This window comes from Azoarcus sp. L1K30 (genome assembly GCF_018122735.1).
Taxonomy (GTDB): Bacteria; Pseudomonadota; Gammaproteobacteria; order Burkholderiales; family Rhodocyclaceae; genus Parazoarcus.
Window position 1 is genome coordinate 3,831,259 of sequence record NZ_JAGRRD010000001.1, and the last position, 26,244, is coordinate 3,857,502.

Below are 26,244 nucleotides of genomic sequence, written 5' to 3' on the forward strand. Positions count from 1 at the left end.
GATAATGACGAATGACATTCTTTCATCGCTGTATGTGGATTAAGTGGCGCAGAATGGTGTCTTGAGCATTTATAAAGATTCTTATACCGTCATAGATAAATTCACGAGGCGGGTTATTGCATCGCAGCAATGATGGCGCTATTCTGCAGCTGTCTCCTCCACTCTCCTCCATGGATGTGGATTTCAGCCCGGGCCCGAAAGCGCCCGGGCTTTTTCTTTTCTGCGCTGCCTCGGCTCTCGAAGCGGCCTTCGCCTGCACACAATGATGCATCGGGTTCCGGTGACCTCGCCGGGGGGCGTGCGCCTTTCAGACGGGCGCTTGATCGGGCTTGCGATAATTAATACTTGACATTGGATAAGTGAAACGTATGATTAAAACGATCGTTTTAATTGGATGTTTCAAATGACCCTGTCAGACAGTCGTTCGACGACGCCCGACACCCGTGATCGCATTCTCGATGCGGCTGAGGCCCTGTTCGTGGAGCATGGGCTCGAAGCCACCTCGATGCGCATGATCACTGGCCGGGCCGCGGCGAACCTGGCAGCGGTCAATTACCACTTCGGCAGCAAGGATGCGTTGATCCAGGCAGTCTTCAGGCGCAGGCTGACCGAGCTCAACCGTCAACGCTTGGCTGCACTCGATCGTATCGAGGCCGAAGCGAGCGGGGCTCAGATCAAGCCGAGCCAGATCGTAGAGGCCTTTTTCGGCACCGCACTGGCGCTTGCCGCAGACACCGAGCATGGCGGCAGTACCTTCATGCGTCTGCTCGGGCGCACCTATACCGAGCCCAACGGCTTCGTGCGCCAATTCCTAGCCGAAGAGTACGCCGAAGTGCTGGAACGCTTTCTCGCCGCGCTGTACGGATCTCTGCCCGGTGTGCCGCGTGAGGAAATCCTGTGGCGTTTCCATTTCATGATGGGCGCCATGTCCTACGCAATTGCAGGCACGGACGCGCTGCAGCTCTTTGCGGGGACCTTTGACGATGCCGATCCGCAGCGACTGATGCCGCGGCTGATGTCCTTCCTGCTGGGCGGCCTGCGTGCGCCGCTGCCGACCTTCGTGCCGACCGATGAACGCCATGGGCTCGATGCTGCCTGACCAATACTTGCGATTGATGGCGAAGCGCAGCGACAAGACTGCAATCGCCGGTGAAAGGAGACTGTGATGATGTGGCTGATTCTGTTTTCCCTCCCTCCCTTGGCTGGTGCGCTCGCCTACGGGCGAGCGCCACTTTTTGCCTGGCTTGGGGTTGGTCTGGCGTGGATCGGCGCCTTCGCCGCCGCGGCGGGCTGGTCGATCTGGGCGGCGCTGCTGGTGATGCTGGTGTTCGGTGCAATCATGGGGGCCTTCATCAACCGGGCGTTCCGTCGCGACTTCATCACCGCGCCGATCTTCAAGGCCTTTCGTCGCGCCCTGCCCTCGATGTCGCAGACCGAGCGCGACGCGCTCGAAGCCGGCACGGTGTGGTGGGAAGGCGAGCTGTTTACCGGTGCCCCGGACTGGAAGAAGCTCTCGGCCTATCCGTGGCCCAGGCTCAATGAGGAAGAGCAGGCCTTTCTGGATAACGAGACCGAGGAACTGTGCCGCCTGGTCAGGGACTGGGATGTCACCCAGCAGCAGGACATGCCGGAACAGGTGTGGGCATATATCCGGTCCAAGGGCTTCCTCGGCATGATCATTCCCAGGGAATTTGGCGGCAAGGGATTCTCCGCCTTTGCTCATTCCCAGGTCGTCACCAAACTGTCGACACGATCGTCGACGCCGGCGGTGACGGTCATGGTGCCCAATTCGCTCGGGCCGGCGGAACTGTTGCTGCACTATGGCACCGACGAACAGAAGGCGTATTACCTGCCGCGCCTGGCGCGGGGCGACGACATTCCGGCCTTTGCACTGACCAGTCCGTGGGCGGGGTCGGACGCGGCGTCGATTCCGGATGCGGGCGTGGTGTGCAAGGGAATATGGAACGGGCAGGAAGTGCTAGGCGCGCGGGTGTCCATCGACAAGCGCTACATCACGCTGGCGCCGGTATGCACCGTTTTCGGCCTGGCATTCCGTCTGTACGACCCCGAGCACCTGCTCGGCGAAGAGGCTGATCTCGGCATCACCTGCGCACTGGTGCCGCACGACCACCCCGGCGTGGAGATCGGCCGGCGACATTTCCCGCTCAATGCGGTGTGGATGAACGGGCCGATTCGCGGCAAGGATGTCTTCATGCCGCTTGACTTCATCATCGGCGGGCCGGCAATGGCGGGGCAGGGCTGGCGCATGCTGATGGAGTGCCTGGCCGCAGGGCGCAGCATCTCGCTGCCGGGCTCCAACACCGGCATGCAGAAACTCACCGCGCGCGCCGTCGGTGCCTATGCGCGGGTGCGCTATCAGTTCAAGACCGCCATCGGCCGGTTCGAAGGTGTGGAGGAGGCGCTTACCCGCATCGGCGCCAACACCTATTTGAGCGACGCCACTCGCATCATGACTGCAGGGGCAATCGATCTCGGCGAGAAGCCTTCGGTGGTGTCGGCCATCGTCAAGTATCACGTTACCGAGCGTGCGCGTCAGACCGTCAACGACGGCATGGATGTGATCGGCGGCAAGGGCATCTGCCTCGGGCCGCAGAACTTTCTCGGCCGCGCCTATCAGCAGATTCCGGTTGGCATTACCGTCGAAGGTGCCAACATCCTCACCCGCAGCCTGATTCTGTTCGGCCAGGGTGCGGTGCGCTGCCATCCGCATGTGATGGATGAAATGAAGGCGGCGCAGCAGGGCGATCTGGATGCCTTCGATGCCGCGCTCTGGGCGCACGTCGGCTACACGGTGACCAACGGCGCACGGGCACTTGTGATGGGGCTCACCGGTTCCCATTTCGTAAAGATCGACGCCGACGTGGCGCCCGAAACGCGTCGCTACTATCAGCAGCTGACGCGTTTCTCGGCGGCGTTTGCGTTCCTCTCCGACCTGTCCATGGGCACCATGGGCGGCGCGCTCAAGCGCAAGGAAAAGCTCTCCGCCCGGCTGGGTGACATCCTGTCGCTGATGTACCTCGCCTCGGCCACGCTGCGGCGCTTCGAGGCCGAGGGGCGGCAGCAGGCCGACGCGCCGCTGATGCACTGGGCGATCTGGGATTGCATGTTCCGCGCGCAGAATGCCTTCGAAGGCGTGATTGCGAACTTCCCCAATCGTCTGGTTGCCATGTTGCTGCGACGGCTGGTCGTGTTCCCGCTCGGCCGCCCCTACGTGGTGCCGTCGGACCGACTGGGCCACGAGGTGGCGAAGCTATTGATCGAGCCGTCCGCGAGTCGCGACCGGCTTACCGCGGACGTCTATCTGCCGACCGATCTCGATGAGCCGGTGGCGGCGCTTGAAGCCGCCCTGCTGGCGACGGTCGAGGCCGAGCCGATCGAGGCAAAGGTCAAGCAGGCGATGCGAGCGGGCAGCTTCGAGCCCGGGCTGCTGGTGGGCGGCGGGGTGGATGCCCTGTGGAAGAAGGCCCACGAGACTGGCGTCATCGGCAGCGACGAGTTTGCAGTGCTGCAACGTCGTGGCGAGTTGCGCGACAAGGTCATCCGGGTGGACGACTTCCCTTTCGATTTCGGACTGCGCGCGGCCCTGCGTGACATGCCGGCGCTGAAGGAGGCCGCGTGAGTCGGGACGTATTCATCATCGACGGTGCGCGTACGCCATTTCTCAAGTCGCGCAATACGCCGGGGCCGTTCTCGGCGTCCGATCTGGCAACAGCGGCGGGCACCGCCCTGCTGGCACGCCAGCGCTTTGCGCCCGATCAGCTGGACGAAGTCATCCTGGGGTGCGCCAGCCCTGCGCCCGACGAAGTGAACATCGGCCGCGTGACGGCATTGCGCATGGGCTGTGGGCTGAAAGTGCCCGGATGGACGGTGATGCGCAATTGCGCCAGCGGCATGCAGGCGATCGATTCGGCAATGGTCAATATCCAGGCCGGGCGCTCGCAGCTGGTGCTGGCGGGCGGTGTGGATGCACTGTCGCGTGCGCCGCTGCTGCTGTCGGAGGCGATGGTGCGCTGGTTGTCGTCATGGTACGCGGCGAAGTCGGTCAGCGAACGCTTGGCGGTGGTGCGCAGATTCCGCCTCGGCAATCTTGCCCCGGTGATCGGCATCATGAAAGGCCTGACGGATCCGGTCGTGGGGCAGTTGATGGGGCAGACCGCCGAGAATCTGGCATGGAAATTCGGCATCACGCGTGAAGACATGGATGCGTACGCGGTCGAGAGTCACAAGCGTGTCGCCTTTGCCCAGGATGCGGGCCATTTCGATGCCGAGATTGTGCCGCTGATCGATCGTGACGGCACGGTGTATAAGACCGATGACGGCCTGCGCCGCGATGCGTCGATGGCTGGGCTGGCAAAGCTCAAGCCGTTTTTCGACAGGCGCTACGGCAAGGTGACCGCCGGTAACAGCTCCCAGATCACCGATGGTGCGGCCTGGCTGGTGCTGGCCTCGGCCGAAGCGGTCGAGCGCTTCGGGCTGGAGCCGATGGGGCGTATCGTCGACAGTGAATGGGCGGCCCTGGCGCCCGAGCAAATGGGCTTGGGGCCGGTGCATGCAGCACAGCCCATCCTGCACCGACATGGCTTGCGCCCGGGCGATCTCGACGCGTGGGAGCTCAACGAGGCGTTCGCCGCCCAGGTCGTCGCCTGTCTGCTTGCCTTCGGTGACGACGCCTATTTCAACGAGCACTTCGGCGTCGACAAGGCACCGGGTGCGCCCGACACCGCCCGGCTCAACATCGACGGCGGTGCGGTGGCACAGGGTCATCCGGTGGGGGCGAGCGGCGTGCGCATCGTGCTGCATCTGCTGCAAGTGTTGCGACGTACAGGCGGGCGCCGCGGCATGGCCAGCATCTGCATCGGTGGCGGACAGGGTGGCGCCATGCTGGTGGAGGCAATGCAATGAACCAGGTCGTAAACGACTGGCAGCACTGGCGGCTGCGCCGTGAGGCGGACGGCCTGGCGTGGCTGGCGCTCGACAAGGCAGGCAGTACCACCAACTCGCTCTCTGCCGCCGTGATGGACGAGCTTGGTAGCGTGCTCGACGCGCTCGACGCCGAGCCGCCTGCAGCGTTGGTGATTGCTTCGGCCAAGGCGTCGGGTTTCATCGCGGGAGCTGACATCGAGGAGTTCTCGACACTCACCTCGGCTGCCGACGCCCGCGCGCTGGTCGCCCGCGGTTGGCTGCTGTTCGAACGTCTGGCAGAAGTCGACTACCCCACGCTGGCACTGATCCGGGGGCACTGTCTGGGCGGCGGACTCGAACTTGCGCTGGCTTGTCGCTATCGAGTCGTGGTCGACGAGCCAGGAACCCGGCTCGCGCTTCCCGAAGTGATGCTTGGCATCGTGCCGGGCTGGGGTGGCATGAAACGTCTGCCGGCCCGCATCGGACCGGTGCAGGCCCTCGACCTGATGCTCACCGGCAAGTCGGTGGATGCAAAGAAGGCGACGCGTATCGGCTTGGCCGACGATTGCGTGCCACCACGGGTCATGGAGAACGCGGCCCGCATGCGGGTGCGCTCGGGCTGTGCCAATCTGCCCCTGCCGTGGATGGCGCGGCTGATGAATGGGCCGCTGAAATCAAAGGTGGCGGACAAGGCAAGAAAGCAGGTCGCCGATCGAGCGCGCCGCGAGCATTATCCCGCGCCTTACGCGATCATCGACATGTGGGCGCGCTTCGACGGCAATGCGCTGGCGGTACCGGCGGGTGAGCCGGCCTCGCTGGAGACGATCTTCGCCTCGCCCACCACGGGCAACCTGCTGCGGGTCTACCATCTGCAGGAGCGCCTGAAGGGCTTCGGCAAGGACGTCGATTTCACCCCGCGTCATGTACATGTGGTCGGCGCCGGGGTGATGGGTGGCGACATCGCGGCCGTGTGTGCGCAGCGCGGCCTGACCGTGACCCTGCAGGACCAGACCGTGGAGCGCATCGCCCCCGCGATTGCGCGCGCAGCCAAGATGTTCGAGCGCCGGTTCAAGGGCGACGGGCGCCAGGTGCGCTTTGCGCTCGATCGCATGATTCCCGATCCTCGGGGCCATGGTGTCGCGCGCGCCGATGTCATCATCGAGGCCATCTTCGAAAATCTGGATGCGAAGCGGGCCCTGTTTTCCGAGCTCGAGCGCAAGGCACGGCCGGATGCCATCCTCGCCAGCAACACCTCCAGCCTGAAGCTGGAAGACATCGCAGGCTGTCTGTCCGATTCCGCTCGCCTCATTGGCATTCACTTCTTCAACCCGGTTGCGATGATGCCGCTGGTCGAGGTGGTGGCGGGCGAGCAATCGGATGCGCTTGCCTTGCAGCGTGCGGCAGCCTTTGTACGCAGTCTCGACAAGTTGCCGCTGCCGGTGAAGAGCGCCCCCGGCTTCCTCGTCAATGCAGTGCTTGGCCCCTACATGCTGGAGGCGCTGCGCTGTGTCGAGGAAGGCGTCGCAGCTGAGGTCGTCGATACCGCACTCGTCGAGTTCGGCATGCCGATGGGACCGGTAGAGCTGGTCGATACGGTCGGCCTCGATATCGCGGTGGCAGCCGGCAAGGCGTTGGCCGGCGACGGTGGCGAGCCACCGCAGAAGCTGCTGGCGCTGGTGTCGGCGGGCAAGCTCGGCAAGAAAAGCGGCGAGGGCTATTACCGGTGGGACGATGGCAAGCCAGAGCGGGCAAAAGGGGTGACTGCACCCACAGGGCTTGCCGAGCGCATCCTTTCGCCGCTGCTGTCCGCCACCCGGCGCTGTGTTGACGCAGGCGTCGTCGCGGACGCCGACCTGGCCGACGCCGGCGTGATCTTCGGTACCGGTTTCGCGCCATGGAGCGGCGGCCCGATGCACTACCAGCAAACCCGCAAGAAGGCGCCGACTGGTAGCGCAGTCGCCGTCAACGATCATATTTCGCCAGCCGCCCAACAGGAGCCGTCATGAGCGCCTCAAACATCTTCACCAACTTGCCCGATGGTCGGCAGCCCGCGCTGCGCGTCATGCCCATGCCCGCCGACCTCAACCCTGCCGGGGACGTGTTCGGTGGCTGGATCATGGCCATGGTCGACATCGCCGGGGCGATACCTGCGCGGCGGCGTGCCAAATCGCGGGTCGCCACCGTGGCGGTGAACTCCTTCGTATTCAAGCAGCCCGTATCGGTCGGTGATCTGGTAAGTTTCTATGCGGATGTCGTGTCTTCCGGGCGCACATCGGTTACCGTGGATGTCGAGGTCTACGCCGAGCGCGATCCCGAGAATCCGGTCGTGGTAAAGGTGACCGAGGCACGGCTGACCTATGTCGCCCTGGACGACAAGGGGCGCAAGCGGCCGATGCCCGCGGAGTGATTGCAATGGCGGAGGAGGTGGCAGCGGCCTTCTCCGCCCTGCATCGAAGGACCCGTTCGCCAGCCGGTGCGTGCGGGGGATGTTGACGGCACACACTCACAATTTGTCGCAACACATGAATGGAGGAGACTTTCATGAAAAAAAACAGAATCGCAGTTCATCTATCGTTGGGCATCCTGTCGCTGTGGGCGGGGGCTGCGGCCGCATCAGGCTTCCAGTTGCTCGAGCAGAACGCGAGCGGCCTCGGCAATGCCTATGCGGGGTCGGCGGCAGTGGCCGAAGACGCCAGCACGATCTTCTTCAACCCGGCCGGAATGACGCAACTCGGCGCGCGCGAGCTCTCCGTCGGCCTTGCCGCGGTCAGGCCCAGTTTCAAGTTCAGGGACAAAGGCTCGCAGTCGGGTCTGTTATCGGGAAACACTGGTGATGCAGGAGACTGGGCCGCGCTGCCAAACGCCTACCTGTCCTGGGCACTGAACCGGGATCTCTACCTCGGCGTGGGCGTGGGCGCCCCTTTCGGCCTGGTGACCGAGTATGACAAGGACTGGGTCGGTGCCGCCCACTCGATCACTTTCGACATCAAGACCTACAACATCAACCCGTCGATCGCATACCGCATCAATGACAAGGTTTCCATCGGCGCGGGCGTGAATTGGCAGCGCATGGATGTCGAATACACGCGTGCAGCGGCGGTGGTGTCGGTCCCGCTCACACGGACCTACGCAACGCTCGACGCCGCCTCGGACGCCTGGGGCTGGAATGCAGGTGCCCTGTTCACGCTGTCCGCGGCAACCAAGCTGGGCTTGTCCTATCGCTCGTCCATCAAGCACGAACTCGACGGGGATCTTAGGGTGAAGGGGCTTGCCGCCGGCGCCAGCGCCGCACTGACGACAGGCCGCGCCAGTGCAGACGTGGAACTGCCCGATACCTTCATTCTCAGTGCGACGCACAAGCTCGACAATCGCTGGGAACTGCTGGGCGACGTATCGCTGACAGGATGGAGTTCGATCAAGAAAGTAGACATCGTTCGCACGTCGGGGGTCCTGTCGGGCGTTACCGTGCAGACGCTGGAAACCGAGTTCAGGGACACTTGGCGTGTCGCAGTTGGTGCCAACTACCAGATGAACGACGCGTGGAAGCTTAAGTTCGGTCTTGCCTACGATCAGACGCCGGTCCGCGACAAGGAGCGCCGCCTGGTGTCCCTGCCTGACAATGACCGCACCTGGTTTACCGTTGGCGGACAGTACAGGATGTCGAATGGCGCACGGCTCGACCTTGCCGCCGCCTACCTCTACGTCCCCGATACCCGCATCGACAACAATCAGGCTGCGGCCGGACGCGGGCGCGTGACCGGGGAGTACGATTCGAGCGTGTGGATCCTCGGCGCCCAGTACTCGATGGCGTTCTGACCCTTCGACCCGGCTGCCGAACCCGATGCGCGCAGTTCGCGAATGACGGGGTCGACGGTCGGAACTCTGCTCATGGCGAGCCCGGATGAGACGGGCGCGCCGCTGCAACATTGGAGACCCACGTGAGTAATTTCATCATCCGCAAGGTCGCCGTGCTGGGTGCCGGTGTGATGGGGGCGCAGATTGCGGCCCACTGCGCCAATGCCGATGTGCCGGTAATCCTGTTTGATCTCGCGGCAAAGGAAGGCGATGCCAATGCGGTCATCAACAAGGCACTGGCGGGACTGAAGAAGCTCGATCCGGCGCCGTTGGCGGCAAAGGATCGGGCGCAGCACATCGAGGCGGCCAACTACGGCAGCGATCTCACCCGTCTCGGCGAGTGCGACCTGGTGATTGAGGCCATCGCCGAGAAGATGGAATGGAAGCTCGACCTTTATGCGAAGGTCGCGCCGCACCTTAAGCCCGGCGCCGTGTTCGCGTCGAATACTTCCGGCTTGTCCATCAATGCGCTTGCCAACGGGATGCCCGAGGCGCGGCGTAGCCGCTTCTGCGGCATCCACTTCTTCAATCCGCCGCGCTACATGCCGTTGGTGGAGCTGATCGCGACCGCGGATACCGACCCGGCGATGCTGGACAATCTTGAGGCGTGGCTGACCTCCCGGTTGGGTAAGAGCATCATCCGCGCCAAGGATACGCCGAACTTCGTCGCCAACCGGGTTGGGGTGTTCTCGATTCTCGCGGTGATGCACCACACCGCCAGGCTCGGACTGAGCTTCGACGAGGTCGACCTGCTCACCGGTCCGCGCATCGGCCGCCCGAAGAGTGCAACGTTCCGTACTGCCGACGTGGTCGGACTGGATACGCTGGCGCATGTGGTCGGCACCATGCAGGCGACGCTGGCGGACGACCCCTGGCATGCCCATTTCCGCACCCCCGAGTGGTTGCAGGCATTGATTGCAAAGGGCGCGCTGGGACAGAAGACGCGTGCCGGCATCTATCGCAAGGACGGGCGCAGGATCATGGTGCTCGATCTCGCGCACGACGACTACCGCGAGGTCGGCGCAGAGATGTTCCCTGATGTCGATGACATTCTGAGCCTGAAAAATCCGGTGGAGAAGTTCGCCCAGCTGGCGGCACATCCGCATCCGCAAGCGCAGTTCCTGTGGTCGATCTTCCGCGACGTGTTTCACTACTGCGCGGTTCACCTGGGCGCGATTGCGGACAATGCGCGCGACGTCGATCTTGCGATGCGCTGGGGCTTCGGCTGGGCGCAGGGGCCATTCGAAACCTGGCAGGCGGCGGGCTGGGCCGACATTGCGGAAATGGTGAGGGATGACATCGAGCATGGCCGGGCGATGTCGAATACGCCCCTGCCCGCGTGGGTGTTCGAGCGCACGGGGGTGCATGCTATCGAGGGCTCGTTCAGCGCAGCCGAGGTGGCGCTCAAGCCGCGCCCGACGCTCGCGGTGTATCGGCGTCAGCTGTATCCCGATCGCGTGCTGGGTGAAGCGCCGGACGATCGTGGCGAGACCTTGTGGGAGAACTCGGGCCTGCGTCTGTGGCGGCGTCCGGACCAGGATGCGCGCATCGGCATTGTGTCGCTGACATCGAAGAAGCATGCGATCGGCGATGAGGTGCTCGACGGCATGCTGGAGGCGATCGCGCGTGCCGAGGCCGATCTCGATGGTCTGGTGCTGTGGAACGATGCGCCGTTTGCCGTGGGTGCAAACCTGCAGCAGGTTGGCGAGGCCTGCCGAGCCGGGCAGTTCGACATGCTGGAGCAGGTGGTGGCGAAATTCCAGCGCACCTCCATGGCGATCAAGCATGCGCAAGTGCCGGTGGTGGCCGCGGTGCAGGGCATGGCGCTGGGCGGCGGTTGCGAGTTCGTGATGCATGCGGGCCACCGGGTGCTGGCGCTGGAGAGTTATGTCGGCCTGGTCGAGGCCGGCGTCGGCCTGATTCCGGCCGGAGGCGGCAGCAAGGAGTTCGCGCTGCAGGCCCATGTCATGGTGCAGCGGGCGGCCGGCGGCGACGTGTTTCCCTACATCCAGAATGCGTTCCAGACCATCGCCATGGCGACGGTGGCCAAGAGCGGTCTCGAGGCGGTGCAGTTGGGCTTCGGTCGCGCCGGGGACGACATCGTGTTCAATGCCCACGAGTTGCTTTACGTGGCAATCCGGCGCGCGCGGGCGATGGCCGAGGCCGGCTGGCGGCCGTCCTTGCCGAGTTCTGCGGTGACGGTGGCCGGGCGAAACGGGATTGCGACCTGCGAGTTGATGCTTGTGAACATGGCCGAGGGAGGCTTCATCTCGGCGCATGACTACAAGGTGGCGAAGGCCGCGGCGACGGCACTGTGCGGTGGGGAGGTGGATACCAATGCACGGGTGAGTGAGCAGTGGATTCTTGACGTCGAACGCGCCCAGTTTGTCGAGTTGCTGAAGACGGAGAAAACGCAGCAGCGGATTCAGTACATGCTGGAGACGGGGAAGCCGTTGCGGAATTGAGGTTGTTGGTTGTTTTTTGGGTTGGGGAGCGTTGCGGTTCGGGGGCGCTGCGCGGGGCATCGGTCATTTGCTCAAGAGGCTGCGGAACTCGCCCTGCGGGCTCGGACAGTCCTCGCCCCTTGCTCAAATGACCGACACCCCACTGCGGTTGATTGGGGTTGTTATTTAAGGGAAAGGCGGGCGGTGAGTCGGGTTTCGATGCTTTGAGGCCAGTTCTTGCAGGCGTCAGGGCCGTGGGCTGCAAATTTGAGGTTCGCGTACGCAGAGCGTAGTTTTTATTTTTCGGCTCAGTCTTTGCCTTTGTCTTTGCTTTTACCTGCCCTAGAGCAACCGTGATGTGCCGTGACGGGGGTGAGTGTTTGTGGCGCGGGCGAGGACTGTCCGAGCCCAAAGGGCGAGTTCCGCAGCCCGCAGAACAAGCACTCACTTCCGGCGCGGAGATCTACCACGAACACAAACGCGCAGAACCGCCACGACAACCGACCACGAGTCCGACCACCGCGAAATGTGTTGAAGAAACGCCGACAAGCAGTTCTTTCGGAGACAGAGCAAATGAACAAACAGATTCAGGATGCATACATCGTCGCCGCAGTGCGTACCCCGGTGGCTCGGCGTAACGGCGCTTTCCGCCATGTACGACCGGACGACATGTTGGCCAAGGTGCTGCGCGAGGTCGTCACCAAGGTGCCCGGGCTAGATCCGGCCGAGATCGGTGACGTGATCACCGGCTGTGCCATGCCGGAAGCCGAGCAGGGCATGAACGTGTCGCGTATCGGTCTGTTGCTCGCCGGCCTGCCGGACACCGTGCCGGGCATCACCATCAACCGCTTCTGCGCTTCCGGCCTGCAGGCGGTGGCCGATGCCGCCAACCGCATCCGCCTCGGCGAGGCCGATGTGATGATTGCCGCCGGCACCGAGAGCATGAGCGCGATGCCGCAGATCATGGGCAACAAGGTCAGTCTCAACCCGGAAATATTCAGCAAGGCCGAGAACATCGGCATCGCCTACGGCATGGGCCTGACGGCCGAGAAGGTGGCCGAACAGTGGGAAGTCAGCCGCGAGGACCAGGACGCCTTTGCCGTCGAATCGCACCGGCGCGCATGCGCGGCGATTGTGGCCGGACACTTCTCTGCCGAGATCTCACCCTATGCCGTGCAGTCCTACCTGCCGGGCGAAGGCGGAAGCGTGCGTATCGCCGAGCGTGTGCTCGAGCATGACGAAGGCCCGCGGGCCGATGCCGCAATGGAGCGGCTTGCCAAGCTGAAGCCGGTGTTTGCCGCGCGTGGTTCGGTGACTGCCGGGAACAGCTCGCAGATGTCGGACGGTGCGGGGGCGGTGCTGTTGATGAGCGAGGCTGCGCTCAAGCGCTTCAATGCCGCTCCGATTGCGCGGTTTCGCAGCTTTGCGGTGGCAGGCGTGCCTCCGCAGGTGATGGGTATCGGTCCGGTCGAGGCCATCCCGCGGGCGCTGAAAATGGCGGGTGTGGCGCAGGACGATATTGGCTGGATCGAGCTCAACGAAGCTTTTGCCGCACAGGCGCTGGCAGTTGTTCGTCAGCTGGGGCTGGACCCGGCGAAGGTGAATCCGCTGGGGGGCGCCATCGCACTCGGGCATCCGCTGGGTGCGACCGGCGCGATCCGTACCGCGACCCTGATGGCGGCAATGCAGCGCGATACGGGGCTCCGTCTTGGCGTGATCAGCATGTGTATCGGCACCGGCATGGGTGCTGCCGGTGTGTTCGAACGGGTCTGAGCAGAAGTCACCATACTGGTGCATTTTCAAAAAGACCATTTCTTAACAATGGTTTTTCCCGGGCGCTTAGTCGGTATGAATTTAAGGAAACTCTTATATAAAAGAAATGTGTCTTATATGTGATTCCCGCAAGTGATAGGCCGGTAACAATCTCCTATAATTCGGGGGTTTGTTTACGCGGGGCTTGCGTGCGCTTGCCGGAATGACGGCTCGGGAGCATCTCAAGACCCCACCATTCTCACGAGTGATTGGGCGATAGACGCATGATAGAAATCAAACGCGGCCTCGATTTGCCTGTCACCGGCGCACCCGTGCAGCGTATCGAAGCCGGGCGGCCGGTGCGTAGCGTGGCCGTCATCGGCTTCGACTATCACGGCATGAAGCCGACGATGGCGGTGCAGGTGGGCGACCGGGTCAAGCTGGGCCAGGTGCTGTTCTCCGACAAGAAGACCGAGGGCGTGCATTTCACGGCGCCCGCCGCTGGTGTGGTGAGCGCCATTCACCGTGGCGAGCAGCGCGTGCTGCAGTCGGTGGTGATCGACGTCGACGGTGACGATGCGATCGAGTTTTCACGCTACAGCGATGCCGAGCTCGATGCGCTGACGCCTGAGACGGTGCGCGAAAACCTGCAGCAATCGGGCTTGTGGACGGCGCTGCGTACGCGCCCCCTGAGCAAGGTGCCAGCGGTGGATGCCATGCCCAGCTCGATCTTCGTGACCGCGATCGATACGCATCCGCTCGCGGCCAATCCCGCGGTAGTCATCGCCGAATATGAGGAAGACTTTACGCGCGGACTCACGGTGCTCGGCAAGCTCGCACGGGTGTTCCTGTGCCAGGCGCCGGATGCGAAGTTTGCCGCCGCCGGTGTACGCAATGTCACTGTCGAGACCTTTTCCGGGCCGCACCCCGCTGGTCTGCCGGGTACCCACATCCACTTCCTCGACCCGGTCGATGCGCACAAGTCGGTGTGGTACCTGAATTATCAGGATGTGATTGCGATCGGCAAGCTGTTTTCCTCCGGGCGCCTGTGGGAAGAGCGCGTCGTCGCGCTGGCCGGACCGGTTGTGGACAAGCCCCGCCTGGTTCGCACCCGGCCTGGCGCCAATCTGGATGAACTGACCGCAGGCGAGATGGCGGTGGGCCGCAACCGGGTGATCTCCGGTTCAGTATTCGGCGGGCGCACGGCGCGCGGTGCCTGTGCCTACCTCGGCCGCTATCACTTGCAAGTGTCCTGCCTGCGGGAAGGGACCGAGCGCGAGTTCATGCACTACCTGCGCGCCGGTACCAACAAACACTCGGTGCTCAATATTTTTGCTTCGAAGCTGTTCGGCGAGCGCAAGCTCGACTTCACCACCACCACCAATGGCAGCCCGCGTGCCATGGTGCCGGTTGGCAACTACGAGGAGGTGATGCCGCTCGACATCCTGCCGACCCAGCTGCTGCGCTACCTTATCGTCGGCGATACCGAGATGGCTCAGAAACTCGGTGCGCTCGAACTGGATGAGGAGGATCTTGCGCTGTGCACCTACGTGTGCGCGGGTAAGTATGAGTACGGCCCGATCCTGCGGGACAACCTGACACGCATCGAAAAGGAAGGCTGAGCATGGGTCTGCGTTCATATCTCGACAGTATCGAGCACCACTTCGAAAAGGGTGGCAAGCACGAGAAGTGGTACGCCCTCTACGAGGCCATCGATACCGCGCTCTACCGCCCGGCCATTGTCACCCGCACCACCGCACACGTGCGCGACGGTCTCGACCTCAAGCGCATGATGATCACAGTGTGGCTGTGCACCTTTCCGGCGCTGTTCTTCGGCATGTGGAACATTGGCTATCAGGCCAATACCATCTATGCAGCCACGCCGGACCTGCTCGCGGCGCAGCACGGCTGGCGGATGGCGCTGATCGGCGCCCTTGCCGGTTTCGATCCGGGCAGCGTATGGGACAACATGGTGCAGGGCGCAGTGTATTTCCTGCCCATCTACCTGGTGACCTTTGTCGTTGGCGGCTTCTGGGAAGTGCTGTTCGCCTCCATTCGGCGCCATGAGGTCAATGAGGGTTTCTTCGTGACTTCGGTGCTGTTCGCACTGATCTGTCCGCCGACAGTGCCGCTGTGGCAGGTCGCGCTCGGCATCAGTTTCGGCGTCGTGATCGGCAAGGAGGTGTTCGGCGGTACCGGCAAGAACTTCCTCAATCCCGCACTGACCGGCCGGGCCTTCCTCTACTTTGCCTACCCTGCACAGCTCTCGGGCGATGCGGTATGGACGGCAGTCGATGGCTTTACCGGTGCCACCCCGTTGTCGCTTGGCGCGGCTGGCGGCCTCGACCAGATCGTCGCCGGCGGCATCACCTGGATGGATGCCTTTCTTGGACTGATCCACGGCTCGGTGGGTGAGACCAGTGCGCTGGCGATCTTCATCGGTGGCGCGGTGCTGCTGATCATGAAGATCGCGTCGTGGCGGATCGTGTCCGGGGTGATGCTGGGGATGATCGCCACCAGCCTGCTGTTCAATGCCATCGGCTCGGCGACCAATCCGATGTTTTTCATGCCCTGGTACTGGCACATGGTGGTGGGCGGATTTGCCTTCGGCATGATGTTCATGGCGACCGATCCGGTGTCGGCTTCGATGACAAATACCGGCAAGTGGATCTTCGGCGCCTTTGTCGGGATCATGACGGTGCTCATCCGGGTGGTTAACCCGGCCTTCCCCGAGGGCATCATGCTGGCGATCCTGTTCGCCAACCTGTGTGCCCCGCTGATCGACCACTTCGTGGTCTCGGCCAACATCAAGCGGAGGTTGGCGCGCAATGTCCAGTAAGAAAGAATCGACAAGCCGCACGCTGTTCGTGGCGTTGGCGGTCAGTCTGGTCAGCTCGGTGTTCGTGGCCGGTGCAGCGGTATCGCTGAAGCCGGTGCAGATCGAGAACCGCCAGCTCGACAAGCAGCGCAGCATCCTTGCCATCGCCGGGCTGGGCGATGGGAGCCTGTCCGGGCGCGAGGTCAAGGCGCTCTTCTCCAAGCGTATTACCGCCAAGGTCGTCGATCTGGAAACCGGTGAGTATTCCACCGCGTTCAATCCGGAGACCTTCGATCCGCTCAAGGCTGCGCGCGATCCGAAGTTGTCCGAAGCCTTGCCTGGTGAGAAGGACACGGCATTGATCAAGCGCCGTGAGCGTTTCACCACGGTGTATATGGTTGAACAGGACGGCAAGCTCGAATCGCTGATCCTGCCGGTGCGCGGGTACGGGCTGTGGTCCACACTGCATGGCTTCATGGCGGTGAAGGCCGATCTCAATACGGTAGTCGGCTTCGGCTTCTACCAGCATGCCGAGACACCGGGTCTTGGCGGCGAGGTCGACAACCCCAAGTGGAAGGCCCTGTGGCCAGGCAAGACGCTGTTTGACGAAGCTGGCAAGCCGGTCATCCAGATCGTCAAGGGCGGGGTGGATCCGGCCAGTCCGAATGCCAATCACCAGGTTGATGCGCTGGCGGGGGCAACCCTCACCAGCAAGGGCGTCGACCGCCTTCTCCAGTTCTGGCTCGGCGAACAGGGCTTCGGCCCCTATCTCGCCAAACTGCGTTCCCAGGGGGTCTGATCATGTCGCAACCCACGGTAAAAGAAGTCCTCTTCAACCCGATCTTCCACAATAACCCGATCGGCTTGCAGATACTCGGTATCTGTTCTGCACTCGCGGTCACGTCGAACCTCAAGACCGCGGTGGTGATGTCGATCGCGCTGTCGCTGGTGACGGCGTTCTCGAGCATGTTCATCTCGATGATCCGCAGCCAGATCCCGAGTTCGATCCGCATGATCGTGCAGATGGTGATCATCGCCTCGCTGGTGATCGTGGTCGATCAGATCCTGCGTGCCTACGCCTTCTCGCTGGCCAAGCAGCTGTCGGTGTTCGTCGGCCTGATCATCACCAACTGCATCGTGATGGGACGTGCCGAAGCCTTCGCCATGCAGAACCCGCCGCTGTTGTCGTTCATGGACGGTATCGGCAACGGCCTGGGATACAGCGCGATGCTGCTTACACTGGGGGTGATCCGCGAGCTGTTCGGTGCCGGAAAACTGTTCGGCTTCGAGATCCTCAGCCTGGCCAAGGATGGTGGCTGGTACGTGCCCAACGGCCTGCTGCTGCTGCCGCCGTCGGCCTTCTTTCTGATCGGCCTGATCATCTGGGGCCTGCGTACGTGGAAGACCGAACAGGTCGAAGCGCCCGCGTTCAAGATGGCACCGCAGGTGATCAACAAGGAGGCGTACTGAGATGGAGCACTACATCAGCCTCTTCGTGCGTTCCGTGTTCATCGAGAACATGGCGCTGTCCTTCTTTCTCGGCATGTGCACCTTCATTGCCATTTCGAAGAAGGTCGAAACTGCCATCGGTCTGGGCATCGCCGTCATCGTCGTGCAGACCATTACCGTGCCGGCCAACAACCTGATCTACACCTGGTTGTTGCGCGACGGCGCGCTGGCGTGGGCGGGCCTTCCCGACGTCGACCTGTCCTTCCTCGGCCTGCTGTCATATATCGGCGTCATCGCGGCCATCGTGCAGATCCTGGAGATGCTGCTCGACAAGTACGTGCCCAGCCTCTACAACGCGCTCGGTGTATTCCTGCCACTGATCACGGTGAACTGCGCCATCATGGCGGGTTCGCTGTTCATGGTGGAGCGTGACTACAACCTGGCCGAGAGCACGGTGTATGGCGTTGGTTCCGGGGCCTCCTGGGCGCTGGCGATCGCCTTGCTCGCCGGCATTCGTGAGAAGCTGAAGTACAGCGATGTGCCTGAAGGCCTGCAGGGCCTGGGCATCACCTTCATCACCATCGGGTTGATGTCGCTGGGCTTCATGTCTTTCTCCGGCGTACAGCTGTAAGGACGGGGCAGATCCATGAACAGTCAGGAAATCTTCATCGCCATCGGCATGTTCACCGCCATCGTGCTCGCACTGGTCGTGATCATCCTGATGGCCCGTGCCCGCCTCGTTTCGAGCGGTGACGTCACCATCAACATCAACAACGAACGTACCATCACCGTGCCTGCAGGCGGCAAGCTGCTGCAGACCCTTGCTGCCAACAACATCTTCCTGTCTTCTGCCTGTGGCGGCGGCGGCACCTGCGCACAGTGCAAGTGCGTGGTGGAGTCCGGCGGCGGCGAGATGCTGCCGACCGAGGAGTCGCACTTCAACAAGCGCCAGGCCAAGGAAGGCTGGCGCCTGTCGTGCCAGACCCCGGTCAAGCAGGACATGAAGGTCGAGGTGCCCGAGGAAGTGTTCGGGGTGAAGAAGTGGGAATGCACGGTGGAGTCCAACCCCAACGTCGCGACCTTCATCAAGGAGCTCACGCTGCGCCTGCCCGAAGGCGAGAACGTCGAGTTCCGCGCCGGCGGCTACGTGCAGCTGGAGTGCCCGCCCCACGTGGTCAATTACAAGGACTTCGACATTCAGCCCGAGTACCGCGGCGACTGGGACAAGTTCAACATGTGGCGCTTCGTATCCCGGGTCGACGAGACCGTGATTCGGGCGTACTCGATGGCGAACTATCCAGAAGAGAAGGGGGTAGTGAAGTTCAACATCCGCGTGGCCTCGCCGCCGCCCGGACGCGACGATATCCCGCCGGGCAAGATGTCGTCCTGGGTGTTCAACCTAAAGCCGGGCGACAAGGTCACCGTGTATGGCCCGTTCGGCGAGTTCTTCGCGCGCGACACCGACAACGAGATGGTCTTCATCGGTGGTGGTGCCGGCATGGCGCCGATGCGCTCGCACATCTTCGACCAGCTCAAGCGTCTGTCGAGCACGCGCAAGATCAGCTTCTGGTACGGCGCGCGGTCGATGCGCGAGGCCTTCTATGTCGAGGAGTTCGACCAGCTTGCGGAAGACAATCCCAACTTCAAGTGGCACCTGGCGCTGTCCGATCCGCTGCCGGAAGACAACTGGAAGGGATACACGGGATTCATCCACAACGTGCTGTACGAGAACTACCTCAAGGACCATCCGGCCCCCGAGGACTGCGAGTTCTACATGTGCGGCCCACCGATGATGAACGCCGCTGTGATCAAGATGCTGCTCGATCTGGGCGTCGAGCGCGAGAACATCATGCTCGACGACTTCGGCGGCTGATTCATTTGCACGCCGGGTCCTGTCAGGCTCGGCGTGGAGAACGCGCCCCTGCTTCCGACGATGTCCGGATGCGGGGGCGTTTTTTATTTCGGCGTTCCGCGCTAACCTGTCGTCCTCAACATACGGTGCAGAATGGTTGCCCGACAGAGAAGAGGAAGACAGCATGGCCGGAACCGTATTGCTCGACGTCGCTGACGGCGTCGCCACACTCACCCTGAATCGCCCGGCGGCCCTGAATGCGCTGTCGGTCGAAATGATGCAGGACCTTGCCGCTGCCACCCGCGAGCTGACAAAGCGCAAGGACTTTGCGGTCCTGCTGATCGTCGGTGCCGGAGATCACTTCATGGCAGGCGGCGATCTCAAGGACTTCGCCACGCATTTGCATCTGTCGCCGGAGGCGCGACGCGCGAGCTTTCGCGCGATGATCGAGCAGTACATCAATCCCACCGTGGAGGCGCTGCAGGCGCTCGAACAGCCGGTGATCGCCAAGGTGCGCGGGGCTTGTGCCGGATTTGGCCTGACCTTGATGCTGGGTTGTGACCTCGTGGTCTGCGCGGACAGTTCGGTATTCACCACCGCCTATGCGGCGATCGGCCTGTCCGGCGACGGCGGCGCATCGTATTTCCTGCCGCGCATGGTGGGTCGGCGCAAAGCGGCCGAGCTCCTGCTGCTGGGCGAACGTTTCGATGCGGCTGAAGCTTTGCGGCTCGGTCTCGTTACCCGCAGCGTGCCGGCGGCCGAGGTCGACGTTGAGACGGAGAAACTGTGCACCCGACTGAAAGCCGGGCCGCTGCAGACCTATGGCGAGATCAAGCGCCTGCTTGCCGCATCGCTCGACAGCCAACTCGAAACGCAACTGCAGAGCGAGGCGCTTGCTTTCGGACGCTGCGGCGGCAGCGAGGACTTCGCCGAGGGCGTCACCGCTTTTCTGGAAAAGCGAAAGGCGGTTTTCAAGGGGCGCTAGCCTCGCCAGCATGGGTACGGACGTGGGAGGGGCCGAGGGCTCCCGCCCCGGTCGGCGAATTCAGCGCGACAGACGGTAGGCCAGCAGTCCAAGCCATTCATGCGCCGCGTACCAGCCGGCGTAGGCCGCAGCCGGGTTGGGTATCGCCGCCAGCGCGTCGCCTTCGTTCCTGCCGTCACGCGGTCCCTGCCAGGCTGTGGGTGCGCTGACCACCTGCAGGCCCTGCGACTCGAATTCCAGTTGCGCCCGTTTCATATGGGCGGCATGCGTGACCAGGGCGATGTGGGTGATGCCCGAGGCTTTCAACTGCAGCGCGGAATAGCGAGCATTTTCGCGAGTGTCGCGTGATGACGGCTCAACCCATCGTACGCGAATGCCGAAATCCTCCTCCAGCGCGGACTTCATCAGGATCGCCTCGGGAATGTCACCGCTGGGCGCGCCGCCGCTGACCAGCACCGGCAATCCGGAGCGGCGCGCCAGCCTGGCGCCGTAGCGCAGGCGCTCGAGGGTAAGGCGATTGACCGTGTCACCGCCGTATTCCGGGGCGTCGCTGGTGCGTCCGCCGCCAAGGATCACGACGGCTTGGGCATCGGCCAATTGTTCGGCGCGCAAGGGCACACGGGGTTCAAGTGCTTCCAGCATCCAGCCGACTGAAACCGGCGTGACCAGCGCGACGCCGACGACGAGCCCGGTCCAGACGAGCAGACGGCCGCCGCGTGCGCGTCGTCGTCCGATCAACAGGCCTGCAAAGATCAGTACGAAAGGCAGTAGCGGCGGAAGCAGCAATATCGATAGCAGCTTCTTGAGCCAAAACAGTCCCAGCACCCAGTCGAGGTTCATGTGTGTTTGTCCAATCTAGCCGTGGCCAGTATTATCAGTGCAATTCAATCCGGCGCCTTCAACCCATGTCCATGTATTGCCGCTTGCCGTTCGTGGCGCATGCCGCTGCCTTCCCGGCGGTGCGCTGAACCGCCATGGGATTTCGTCAGCTGATCTGGGCCCTGATTGCCGCCTTGCTGCTGTACGGTGGCTGGCAATTCCTGCGTGCGCTGCTCGCCGGACGCCGCGCAGGCCGCGCCGCGCGGCCGATGTCTGCGCCTGCACGCGCGCAGGCCGAGGCCCCTGCCGATGCGAACGAGGATGCGAACGAGGATGCGGACGAGATCGACGAGGCGGCGTTCAACTATGCGCCGATGCCGGCTGCGGGCCCACCCGCTGCGACCGTGCCGCCCACGGCCGGGGGCGGACCGGATCCGTTTGCGCTCGAGTTGGAGGTTCAGCGTCTGCGGCGCGAGATCGGCGCCTTGCGCGCCGCCCTGGATGTGCAGCAGGACGAAATCGGGGCGCTTCACGAGGCCGTGAAGCGGATCGGCGATGCGCCGCCGGCCGTCCCCGCGCCTGCCGCTACAGTTGACCGGACGGGGCCGAACGCGTCACCCGAATACAGTGAGGCACTCGTGCTCGCGCGCAGGGGCTTCTCGGTCGAGGATGTATCGGCGCGCTGCGGCATTACACGCGCGGAAGCCGAGCTTGTGGTGTCGCTTGCCGCACGTGACGGCGAGGGGCAAGCATGAGCATTGACGAAGGCGTGCTGCGCATCCGCGCGCTGCGGCGGGCAGGAATCGCAGTGTTCGGTGCAGTCGTGTTGTTGTTCGGGGTGCTGGTGTTCGAGGACGGTGAGCGAGCGCCGAGGCCGTCGGCGCTCGCGCCGGCGCAATCCGGGCCGGTGCAGCAGCCCGTTGTCCCCGCCCCGGTTGCCGTTGTGCCCGAACCAGTGCCCCCGGCGCCCGAACCTGCAGTGCAAGCGCCAGCGCTCGTCGCGGACGCCCCCGTTCTCGCCGCGCCTGAACCTGTGGCGCCTGCCACGGCACCTGTCGCCGCGAAGGATGGCGGTGCGGCCAGGGAGGCGATGCGCAAGCCGAGTCCACCGCTGGCGAACGGCTATCTTGTGCAGCTCGGCGTGTTCAGCGCGATGGACAATGCGGAGGATCTGCGGGCCGACGTCGCTGAGCGGGGCCTGCCGGCGCATGTCGAGGGGCGGGTTGTTGTCGGCCCTTTCGCAAGCAAGGCGGCAGCGGAGGCCGCCCAGGCGCGCCTGAAGCGGGAAGGGCTCAGTGCCGGAATCGTTGTGCCACCGCGCAAGACCAAATAGATGTCACGCACTTCGTGCGCATCTGATCAGGGAACAAGACCGAGGAGGGGAAGACCATGAAGATCGAGAGTCCGGTGCTGGGTGTGTTTGAAGTGTCCGACGACAAGCTGATCGAATTTCCGGCGGGACTGCCGGGGTTCGAAGGCTGCCACCGATTCGCGCTGGTGCACGAGGAGGGCGCGGAAGCAACGGTCTTCATGTTGCAGAGCGCGGATGATCCGGAGGTGACCTTCTCGCTGACGGGGCCGGAGCAGTTCGGCATCAACTACGAGTTCCCCCTGACCGACGAGGAGCTGGCCCTGCTGCAGCTCGAGCGCCCCGAGGATGCGCTGGTGGCGATCATCGTGCGTCGTGATGACGAGGACCCGGCTACCGCAGGTCTGCGAGCCAATTTCATGGCGCCGCTCGTCATCAATGTCGGCGCACGGCGCGGTATCCAGAAAGTCATCAACAAGCTCGGATGCGACATCCTGCTGCGGGCGCAGAGCTGATACGTACTGCTTCAGGCCGGTGTGGCGACGGCGGTTGGCAAGGTCGGGGTCGAACCGGGCCGACCATCCGTGCTGTGCCGCAATACTCTTGCTCGTGAGTTAAAATCGGACACGCAGTCAATTTCCGGAATCCAGACATGAGTCGCAGCATCGTATCCACACCCAGCGCACCCGCCGCAATCGGCACCTATTCACAGGCCGTGAAAGTCGGAAACACAGTCTATTGTTCGGGACAGATCGGACTCGATCCGGTCTCGATGCAGATGGTGGAAGGGTTCGAAGCACAAACGGTGCGGGTGTTCGACAATCTCAAGGCGGTGGCCGAGGCAGCGGGCGGTTCGCTAGCCGATGCGGTCAAGCTGACTATTTACCTGACCGACCTGTCCAACTTCGCCACCGTCAATGCGGTGATGTCGCGCTATTTCGCCGAGCCCTATCCGGCGCGTGCGGCGGTTGGCGTCAAGGAGTTGCCACGGGGCGCGGTGGTCGAGGCTGACGCTGTTCTCGTTCTTGGCTGATTGCCCGCAGCGGCGTGGGTCTGCGTGAGTCCGGGCGCGCTCAGGCATCGGGCTGGCCCGGCGTCGGCGGGCAACTGGCGGGCCGCCTCGCCAAGCTCGATATCTACCGGCAGGAGGACCTCCTGCTGCATCTGCCCCTGCGCTATGAGGACGAAACCCGACTGACTCCCATCGTCGACGCGCGCCACGGGTTTCCCGCGCAGGTCGAGGGAGACGTCGTGTCATGCGAAGTCACGCTGCGGCCGCGCCGGCAATTGGTGGCGCGCGTGCGCGACGGTTCCGGCACGTTGGTGGCGCGCTGGCTGAATTTTTACCCTTCGCAACAGAAACAACTGGCGGTCGGACGCAGGGTGCGGCTGTTTGGCGAGGTCCGGGGCGGCTTCTTCGGCGACGAGATGGTGCATCCGCGCGTGCGCCCGATCGAGGCTGGCGAGGCGCTGCCGGAGGCATTGACGCCGGTCTATCCGACCACTGCAGGAATCGGACAGGCTACCCTGCGCAAGCTGATCGACGTCGCACTGCGGACCGTCGCGCTGGACGATCCGATTCCGCCCGACGTATGCGCGCGTCTCGGCCTGCCCGGTTTTGCCGCGGCTTTGAATGCACTGCATCATCCTGCCCCCGACGCCGATCCGTCGGCCCTTGAAAGCCGCGACCATCCGGCATGGCGGCGCATCAAGTTCGAAGAACTGCTGGTCCAGCAGCTTTCCCTGCGCCGCGCCTACAACGCCCGCCGCGCATTGGGTGCGCCCGCGCTGCCGGTGCGGGATCGGCTCACCGCCGCCCTGATCGCGCAATTGCCTTTTAGCCTGACCAGGGCGCAACAGCGTGCGAGCGCTGAAATCGCCGCAGATCTGGCCGCCGCGCATCCGATGCAAAGGTTGTTGCAGGGTGACGTTGGCAGCGGCAAGACCATCGTCGCCGCACTGGCCATGTTGCAGGCGGCCGAGAACGGATGGCAGGCGGCGCTGATGGCGCCGACCGAGATTCTGGCCGAACAGCATTTTCGCAAGTTGCATGGCTGGCTGACGCCGCTGGGTATCGACGTTGCCTGGATATCGGGCGGGCGCAAGAAGCGCGAACGCGAGGCCGAGCTCGAGCGTCTGCACAATGGCGAGTTGTTGCTTGCAGTGGGCACCCACGCCCTGATCGAGGATCCGGTGGCAATGCCGAAGCTGGCGCTGGCCGTGGTCGATGAGCAGCACCGCTTCGGCGTGCGCCAGCGTCTGGCGTTGCGCGAAAAGGGACGGGCCGGTCAGCGCCCGCACATGCTGATGATGTCGGCCACGCCGATACCGCGCACGCTGGCGATGACCCACTATGCCGATCTCGATGTTTCGGTACTCGATGAGCTGCCCCCCGGGCGCACGCCGATTCGCACGCGGCTGGTGTCCGATGCCCGGCGGGATGAAGTGGTCGGCCGCGTGCGCGATGCCTGTCTCGAAGGGCGGCAGGCCTATTGGGTGTGTCCGCTGATCGAAGAGTCCGAAGCGCTGCAGCTGCAGACCGCGGTGGATACCTTCCAGATGCTGTGCGCCGATCTGCCCGAGCTGAAGATCGGCCTCATCCACGGCCGCCTGAAGGCCGACGAGAAGGCGGCCACGATGGCCGCCTTTGCCGCCGCCGAATTGCAGGTGCTGGTGGCGACGACGGTGATCGAGGTCGGCGTCGATGTGCCCAACGCCAGTCTGATGGTGATCGAGCATGCCGAGCGCTTCGGCCTCGCGCAGTTGCATCAGCTGCGCGGACGTGTCGGACGTGGGACGGCCGAGTCCGTGTGTATCCTGCTTTTCGCCCAGCCGCTGTCGGACACCGCGCGGGCAAGGCTCAAAGTGATCTATGAGCAGACCGACGGTTTCGTGATCGCCAGCGCGGATCTGCATATCCGCGGGCCAGGCGAGTTCGTCGGTGCGCGCCAGAGCGGCGTGCCGCTGTTGCGCTTTGCCAACCTCGAAGCTGATGACGACCTGATCGGGCCGGCGCGCGCACTGGCCGAACACATGCTGGCACATGAGCCGGGGTTGGCCGAACGCCTGCTGACGCGCTGGGTCGGCGGACGCGAAGGCCTGCTGCGGGCCTGATCCGGGTAAAATGCGCGCTGCGCGACCCCGCTTTCATCCGATGACGCTAGCCGACCGATTTCCCCACTATGTTCGCCTGATGCGGCTCGACAAGCCCATCGGCACCCTGCTGCTGCTGTGGCCCACGCTGTGGGCCCTGTGGCTTGCTGCCGATGGTGTTCCGCCGCTGCACATACTGCTGATCTTCGCCCTTGGCACCTTGCTGATGCGCTCGGCCGGTTGTGTGATCAACGATTATGCCGATCGCGACTTCGATGGCCATGTCGAGCGCACCCGCATGCGACCGCTTGCCACCGGGGCGGTCAGCACCCGCGAAGCGCTATTGCTCGCCGGCGGACTGGCGATCCTCGCCTTCATGCTGGTCCTGCCCCTGCAGGCGCTGGTGATCTGGCTGTCCTTGCCCGCATTGTTTCTCGCCGGCACTTACCCCTATACCAAGCGGTTTCTGGCCATTCCGCAGGCCTACCTCGGGATTGCCTTCGGCTTTGGCATCCCGATGGGGTTTGCCGCCGTGCTCGGCGAGGTGCCGATGGTCGCCTGGGTAATGCTACTGGCCAACATCTTCTGGGCCGTGGCCTACGATACCGAGTATGCGATGGTCGACCGGCCGGACGATCTCAAGATCGGAATCAAGACCTCGGCGATCACGTTCGGCCGCTTCGATGTTGCCGCAGTGATGCTGTGCTACGCCATCGCCCTGTGTCTGCTGGCCTGGGTGGGGGTCACAATGGCGCGCGGGCCGGCCTATTTTCTTGGCCTGCTGGCTGCAGCGGGCATTGCGTGCTACCACTTCACCCTCATTCGCCATCGCGAGCGGGCTGACTGTTTCAAGGCCTTTCGCCACAACAACTGGCTGGGCGCCGCGATCTTCTGCGGTGTCCTTGTCGACGATTTGCTGCGCCGGCTCTGAACCGGCCGTCCTGA

At 63.7% G+C, this 26,244-nt stretch carries 22 protein-coding genes; 21 read left to right on the forward strand and 1 reads right to left on the reverse strand.

Annotated elements, in window-relative coordinates:
* The first annotated feature begins 403 nt into the window (after nt 1–403).
* The 15 genes from J5J83_RS17540 (at nt 404) to J5J83_RS17610 (ending at nt 20,078) form a co-directional block, all read left to right on the forward strand.
* Nucleotides 404–1,099, forward strand: coding sequence for a TetR/AcrR family transcriptional regulator (locus J5J83_RS17540; RefSeq protein ID WP_212351240.1), 696 nt, complete (start codon nt 404–406; stop codon nt 1,097–1,099).
* Between the two features lie 66 nt (nt 1,100–1,165).
* Nucleotides 1,166–3,640 carry an acyl-CoA dehydrogenase gene (locus tag J5J83_RS17545; RefSeq protein WP_212351241.1) on the forward strand — a complete coding sequence of 825 codons (2,475 nt, stop codon included), beginning with the start codon at nt 1,166–1,168 and terminating at the stop codon, nt 3,638–3,640.
* Nucleotides 3,637–4,923: an acetyl-CoA C-acetyltransferase gene (locus J5J83_RS17550; protein ID WP_212351242.1), complete on the forward strand. Its 1,287-nt coding sequence runs from the start codon at nt 3,637–3,639 to the stop codon at nt 4,921–4,923. The genes J5J83_RS17545 and J5J83_RS17550 overlap by 4 nt, the downstream gene beginning before the upstream one ends.
* Nucleotides 4,920–6,929 carry a 3-hydroxyacyl-CoA dehydrogenase NAD-binding domain-containing protein gene (locus tag J5J83_RS17555; RefSeq protein ID WP_212351243.1) on the forward strand — a complete coding sequence of 670 codons (2,010 nt, stop codon included), beginning with the start codon at nt 4,920–4,922 and terminating at the stop codon, nt 6,927–6,929. The genes J5J83_RS17550 and J5J83_RS17555 overlap by 4 nt, the downstream gene beginning before the upstream one ends.
* Entirely contained in the window at nt 6,926–7,330 is a 405-nt protein-coding gene (locus J5J83_RS17560) for an acyl-CoA thioesterase (RefSeq protein ID WP_212351244.1), read from the forward strand. The genes J5J83_RS17555 and J5J83_RS17560 overlap by 4 nt, the downstream gene beginning before the upstream one ends.
* A 134-nt stretch (nt 7,331–7,464) precedes the next feature.
* Nucleotides 7,465–8,739 carry an outer membrane protein transport protein gene (locus tag J5J83_RS17565; protein WP_212351245.1) on the forward strand — a complete coding sequence of 425 codons (1,275 nt, stop codon included), beginning with the start codon at nt 7,465–7,467 and terminating at the stop codon, nt 8,737–8,739.
* 122 nt (nt 8,740–8,861) lie between these two features.
* Nucleotides 8,862–11,243: a 3-hydroxyacyl-CoA dehydrogenase/enoyl-CoA hydratase family protein gene (locus J5J83_RS17570; RefSeq protein ID WP_212351246.1), complete on the forward strand. Its 2,382-nt coding sequence runs from the start codon at nt 8,862–8,864 to the stop codon at nt 11,241–11,243.
* Nucleotides 11,244–11,795: 552 nt separating this feature from the next.
* Nucleotides 11,796–12,995, forward strand: a complete 1,200-nt coding sequence (locus J5J83_RS17575) for an acetyl-CoA C-acyltransferase (RefSeq protein ID WP_212351247.1) — start codon at nt 11,796–11,798, stop codon at nt 12,993–12,995.
* A 263-nt stretch (nt 12,996–13,258) separates the two neighbouring features.
* Nucleotides 13,259–14,596: a Na(+)-translocating NADH-quinone reductase subunit A gene (locus tag J5J83_RS17580; protein WP_212351248.1), complete on the forward strand. Its 1,338-nt coding sequence runs from the start codon at nt 13,259–13,261 to the stop codon at nt 14,594–14,596.
* 2 nt (nt 14,597–14,598) lie between these two features.
* Entirely contained in the window at nt 14,599–15,813 is a 1,215-nt protein-coding gene (locus J5J83_RS17585) for an NADH:ubiquinone reductase (Na(+)-transporting) subunit B (RefSeq protein ID WP_212351249.1), read from the forward strand.
* Nucleotides 15,803–16,591 (forward strand): Na(+)-translocating NADH-quinone reductase subunit C, encoded by a 789-nt coding sequence (locus J5J83_RS17590; RefSeq protein WP_212351250.1) that lies wholly within the window; start codon nt 15,803–15,805, stop codon nt 16,589–16,591. The genes J5J83_RS17585 and J5J83_RS17590 overlap by 11 nt, the downstream gene beginning before the upstream one ends.
* Nucleotides 16,592–16,593: 2 nt before the next feature.
* Nucleotides 16,594–17,262 (forward strand): NADH:ubiquinone reductase (Na(+)-transporting) subunit D, encoded by a 669-nt coding sequence (locus tag J5J83_RS17595; protein ID WP_212351251.1) that lies wholly within the window; start codon nt 16,594–16,596, stop codon nt 17,260–17,262.
* A 1-nt stretch (nt 17,263) separates the two neighbouring features.
* Nucleotides 17,264–17,872 (forward strand): NADH:ubiquinone reductase (Na(+)-transporting) subunit E, encoded by a 609-nt coding sequence (gene nqrE / locus J5J83_RS17600; protein WP_212351252.1) that lies wholly within the window; start codon nt 17,264–17,266, stop codon nt 17,870–17,872.
* A 15-nt stretch (nt 17,873–17,887) separates the two neighbouring features.
* Nucleotides 17,888–19,114: an NADH:ubiquinone reductase (Na(+)-transporting) subunit F gene (nqrF, locus tag J5J83_RS17605; protein ID WP_212351253.1), complete on the forward strand. Its 1,227-nt coding sequence runs from the start codon at nt 17,888–17,890 to the stop codon at nt 19,112–19,114.
* A gap of 163 nt (nt 19,115–19,277) precedes the next feature.
* Entirely contained in the window at nt 19,278–20,078 is an 801-nt protein-coding gene (locus J5J83_RS17610) for an enoyl-CoA hydratase (protein ID WP_212351254.1), read from the forward strand.
* Nucleotides 20,079–20,138: 60 nt separating this feature from the next.
* Here the strand turns inward: J5J83_RS17610 and J5J83_RS17615 are convergent, their stop codons facing one another.
* Nucleotides 20,139–20,918 (reverse strand): YdcF family protein, encoded by a 780-nt coding sequence (locus J5J83_RS17615; protein WP_212351255.1) that lies wholly within the window; start codon nt 20,916–20,918, stop codon nt 20,139–20,141.
* Between the two features lie 134 nt (nt 20,919–21,052).
* On the opposite strand from J5J83_RS17615, the gene J5J83_RS17620 reads away from it, so the two are divergent.
* From J5J83_RS17620 to ubiA, 6 genes are all read left to right on the forward strand, one after another.
* Nucleotides 21,053–21,652 carry a DUF2802 domain-containing protein gene (locus J5J83_RS17620; protein WP_212351256.1) on the forward strand — a complete coding sequence of 200 codons (600 nt, stop codon included), beginning with the start codon at nt 21,053–21,055 and terminating at the stop codon, nt 21,650–21,652.
* Nucleotides 21,649–22,230 (forward strand): SPOR domain-containing protein, encoded by a 582-nt coding sequence (locus tag J5J83_RS17625; RefSeq protein WP_212351257.1) that lies wholly within the window; start codon nt 21,649–21,651, stop codon nt 22,228–22,230. Before J5J83_RS17620 ends, J5J83_RS17625 begins: the two co-directional genes overlap by 4 nt.
* A gap of 56 nt (nt 22,231–22,286) precedes the next feature.
* Nucleotides 22,287–22,721: a flagellar assembly protein FliW gene (gene fliW, locus J5J83_RS17630; protein ID WP_212351258.1), complete on the forward strand. Its 435-nt coding sequence runs from the start codon at nt 22,287–22,289 to the stop codon at nt 22,719–22,721.
* 137 nt (nt 22,722–22,858) lie between these two features.
* Entirely contained in the window at nt 22,859–23,239 is a 381-nt protein-coding gene (locus J5J83_RS17635) for a RidA family protein (RefSeq protein WP_212351259.1), read from the forward strand.
* 20 nt (nt 23,240–23,259) lie between these two features.
* Nucleotides 23,260–25,320 carry an ATP-dependent DNA helicase RecG gene (gene recG, locus J5J83_RS17640; protein ID WP_212353361.1) on the forward strand — a complete coding sequence of 687 codons (2,061 nt, stop codon included), beginning with the start codon at nt 23,260–23,262 and terminating at the stop codon, nt 25,318–25,320.
* Between the two features lie 40 nt (nt 25,321–25,360).
* Nucleotides 25,361–26,230, forward strand: coding sequence for a 4-hydroxybenzoate octaprenyltransferase (gene ubiA / locus J5J83_RS17645; RefSeq protein WP_212353364.1), 870 nt, complete (start codon nt 25,361–25,363; stop codon nt 26,228–26,230).
* Nucleotides 26,231–26,244 lie beyond the last annotated feature (14 nt).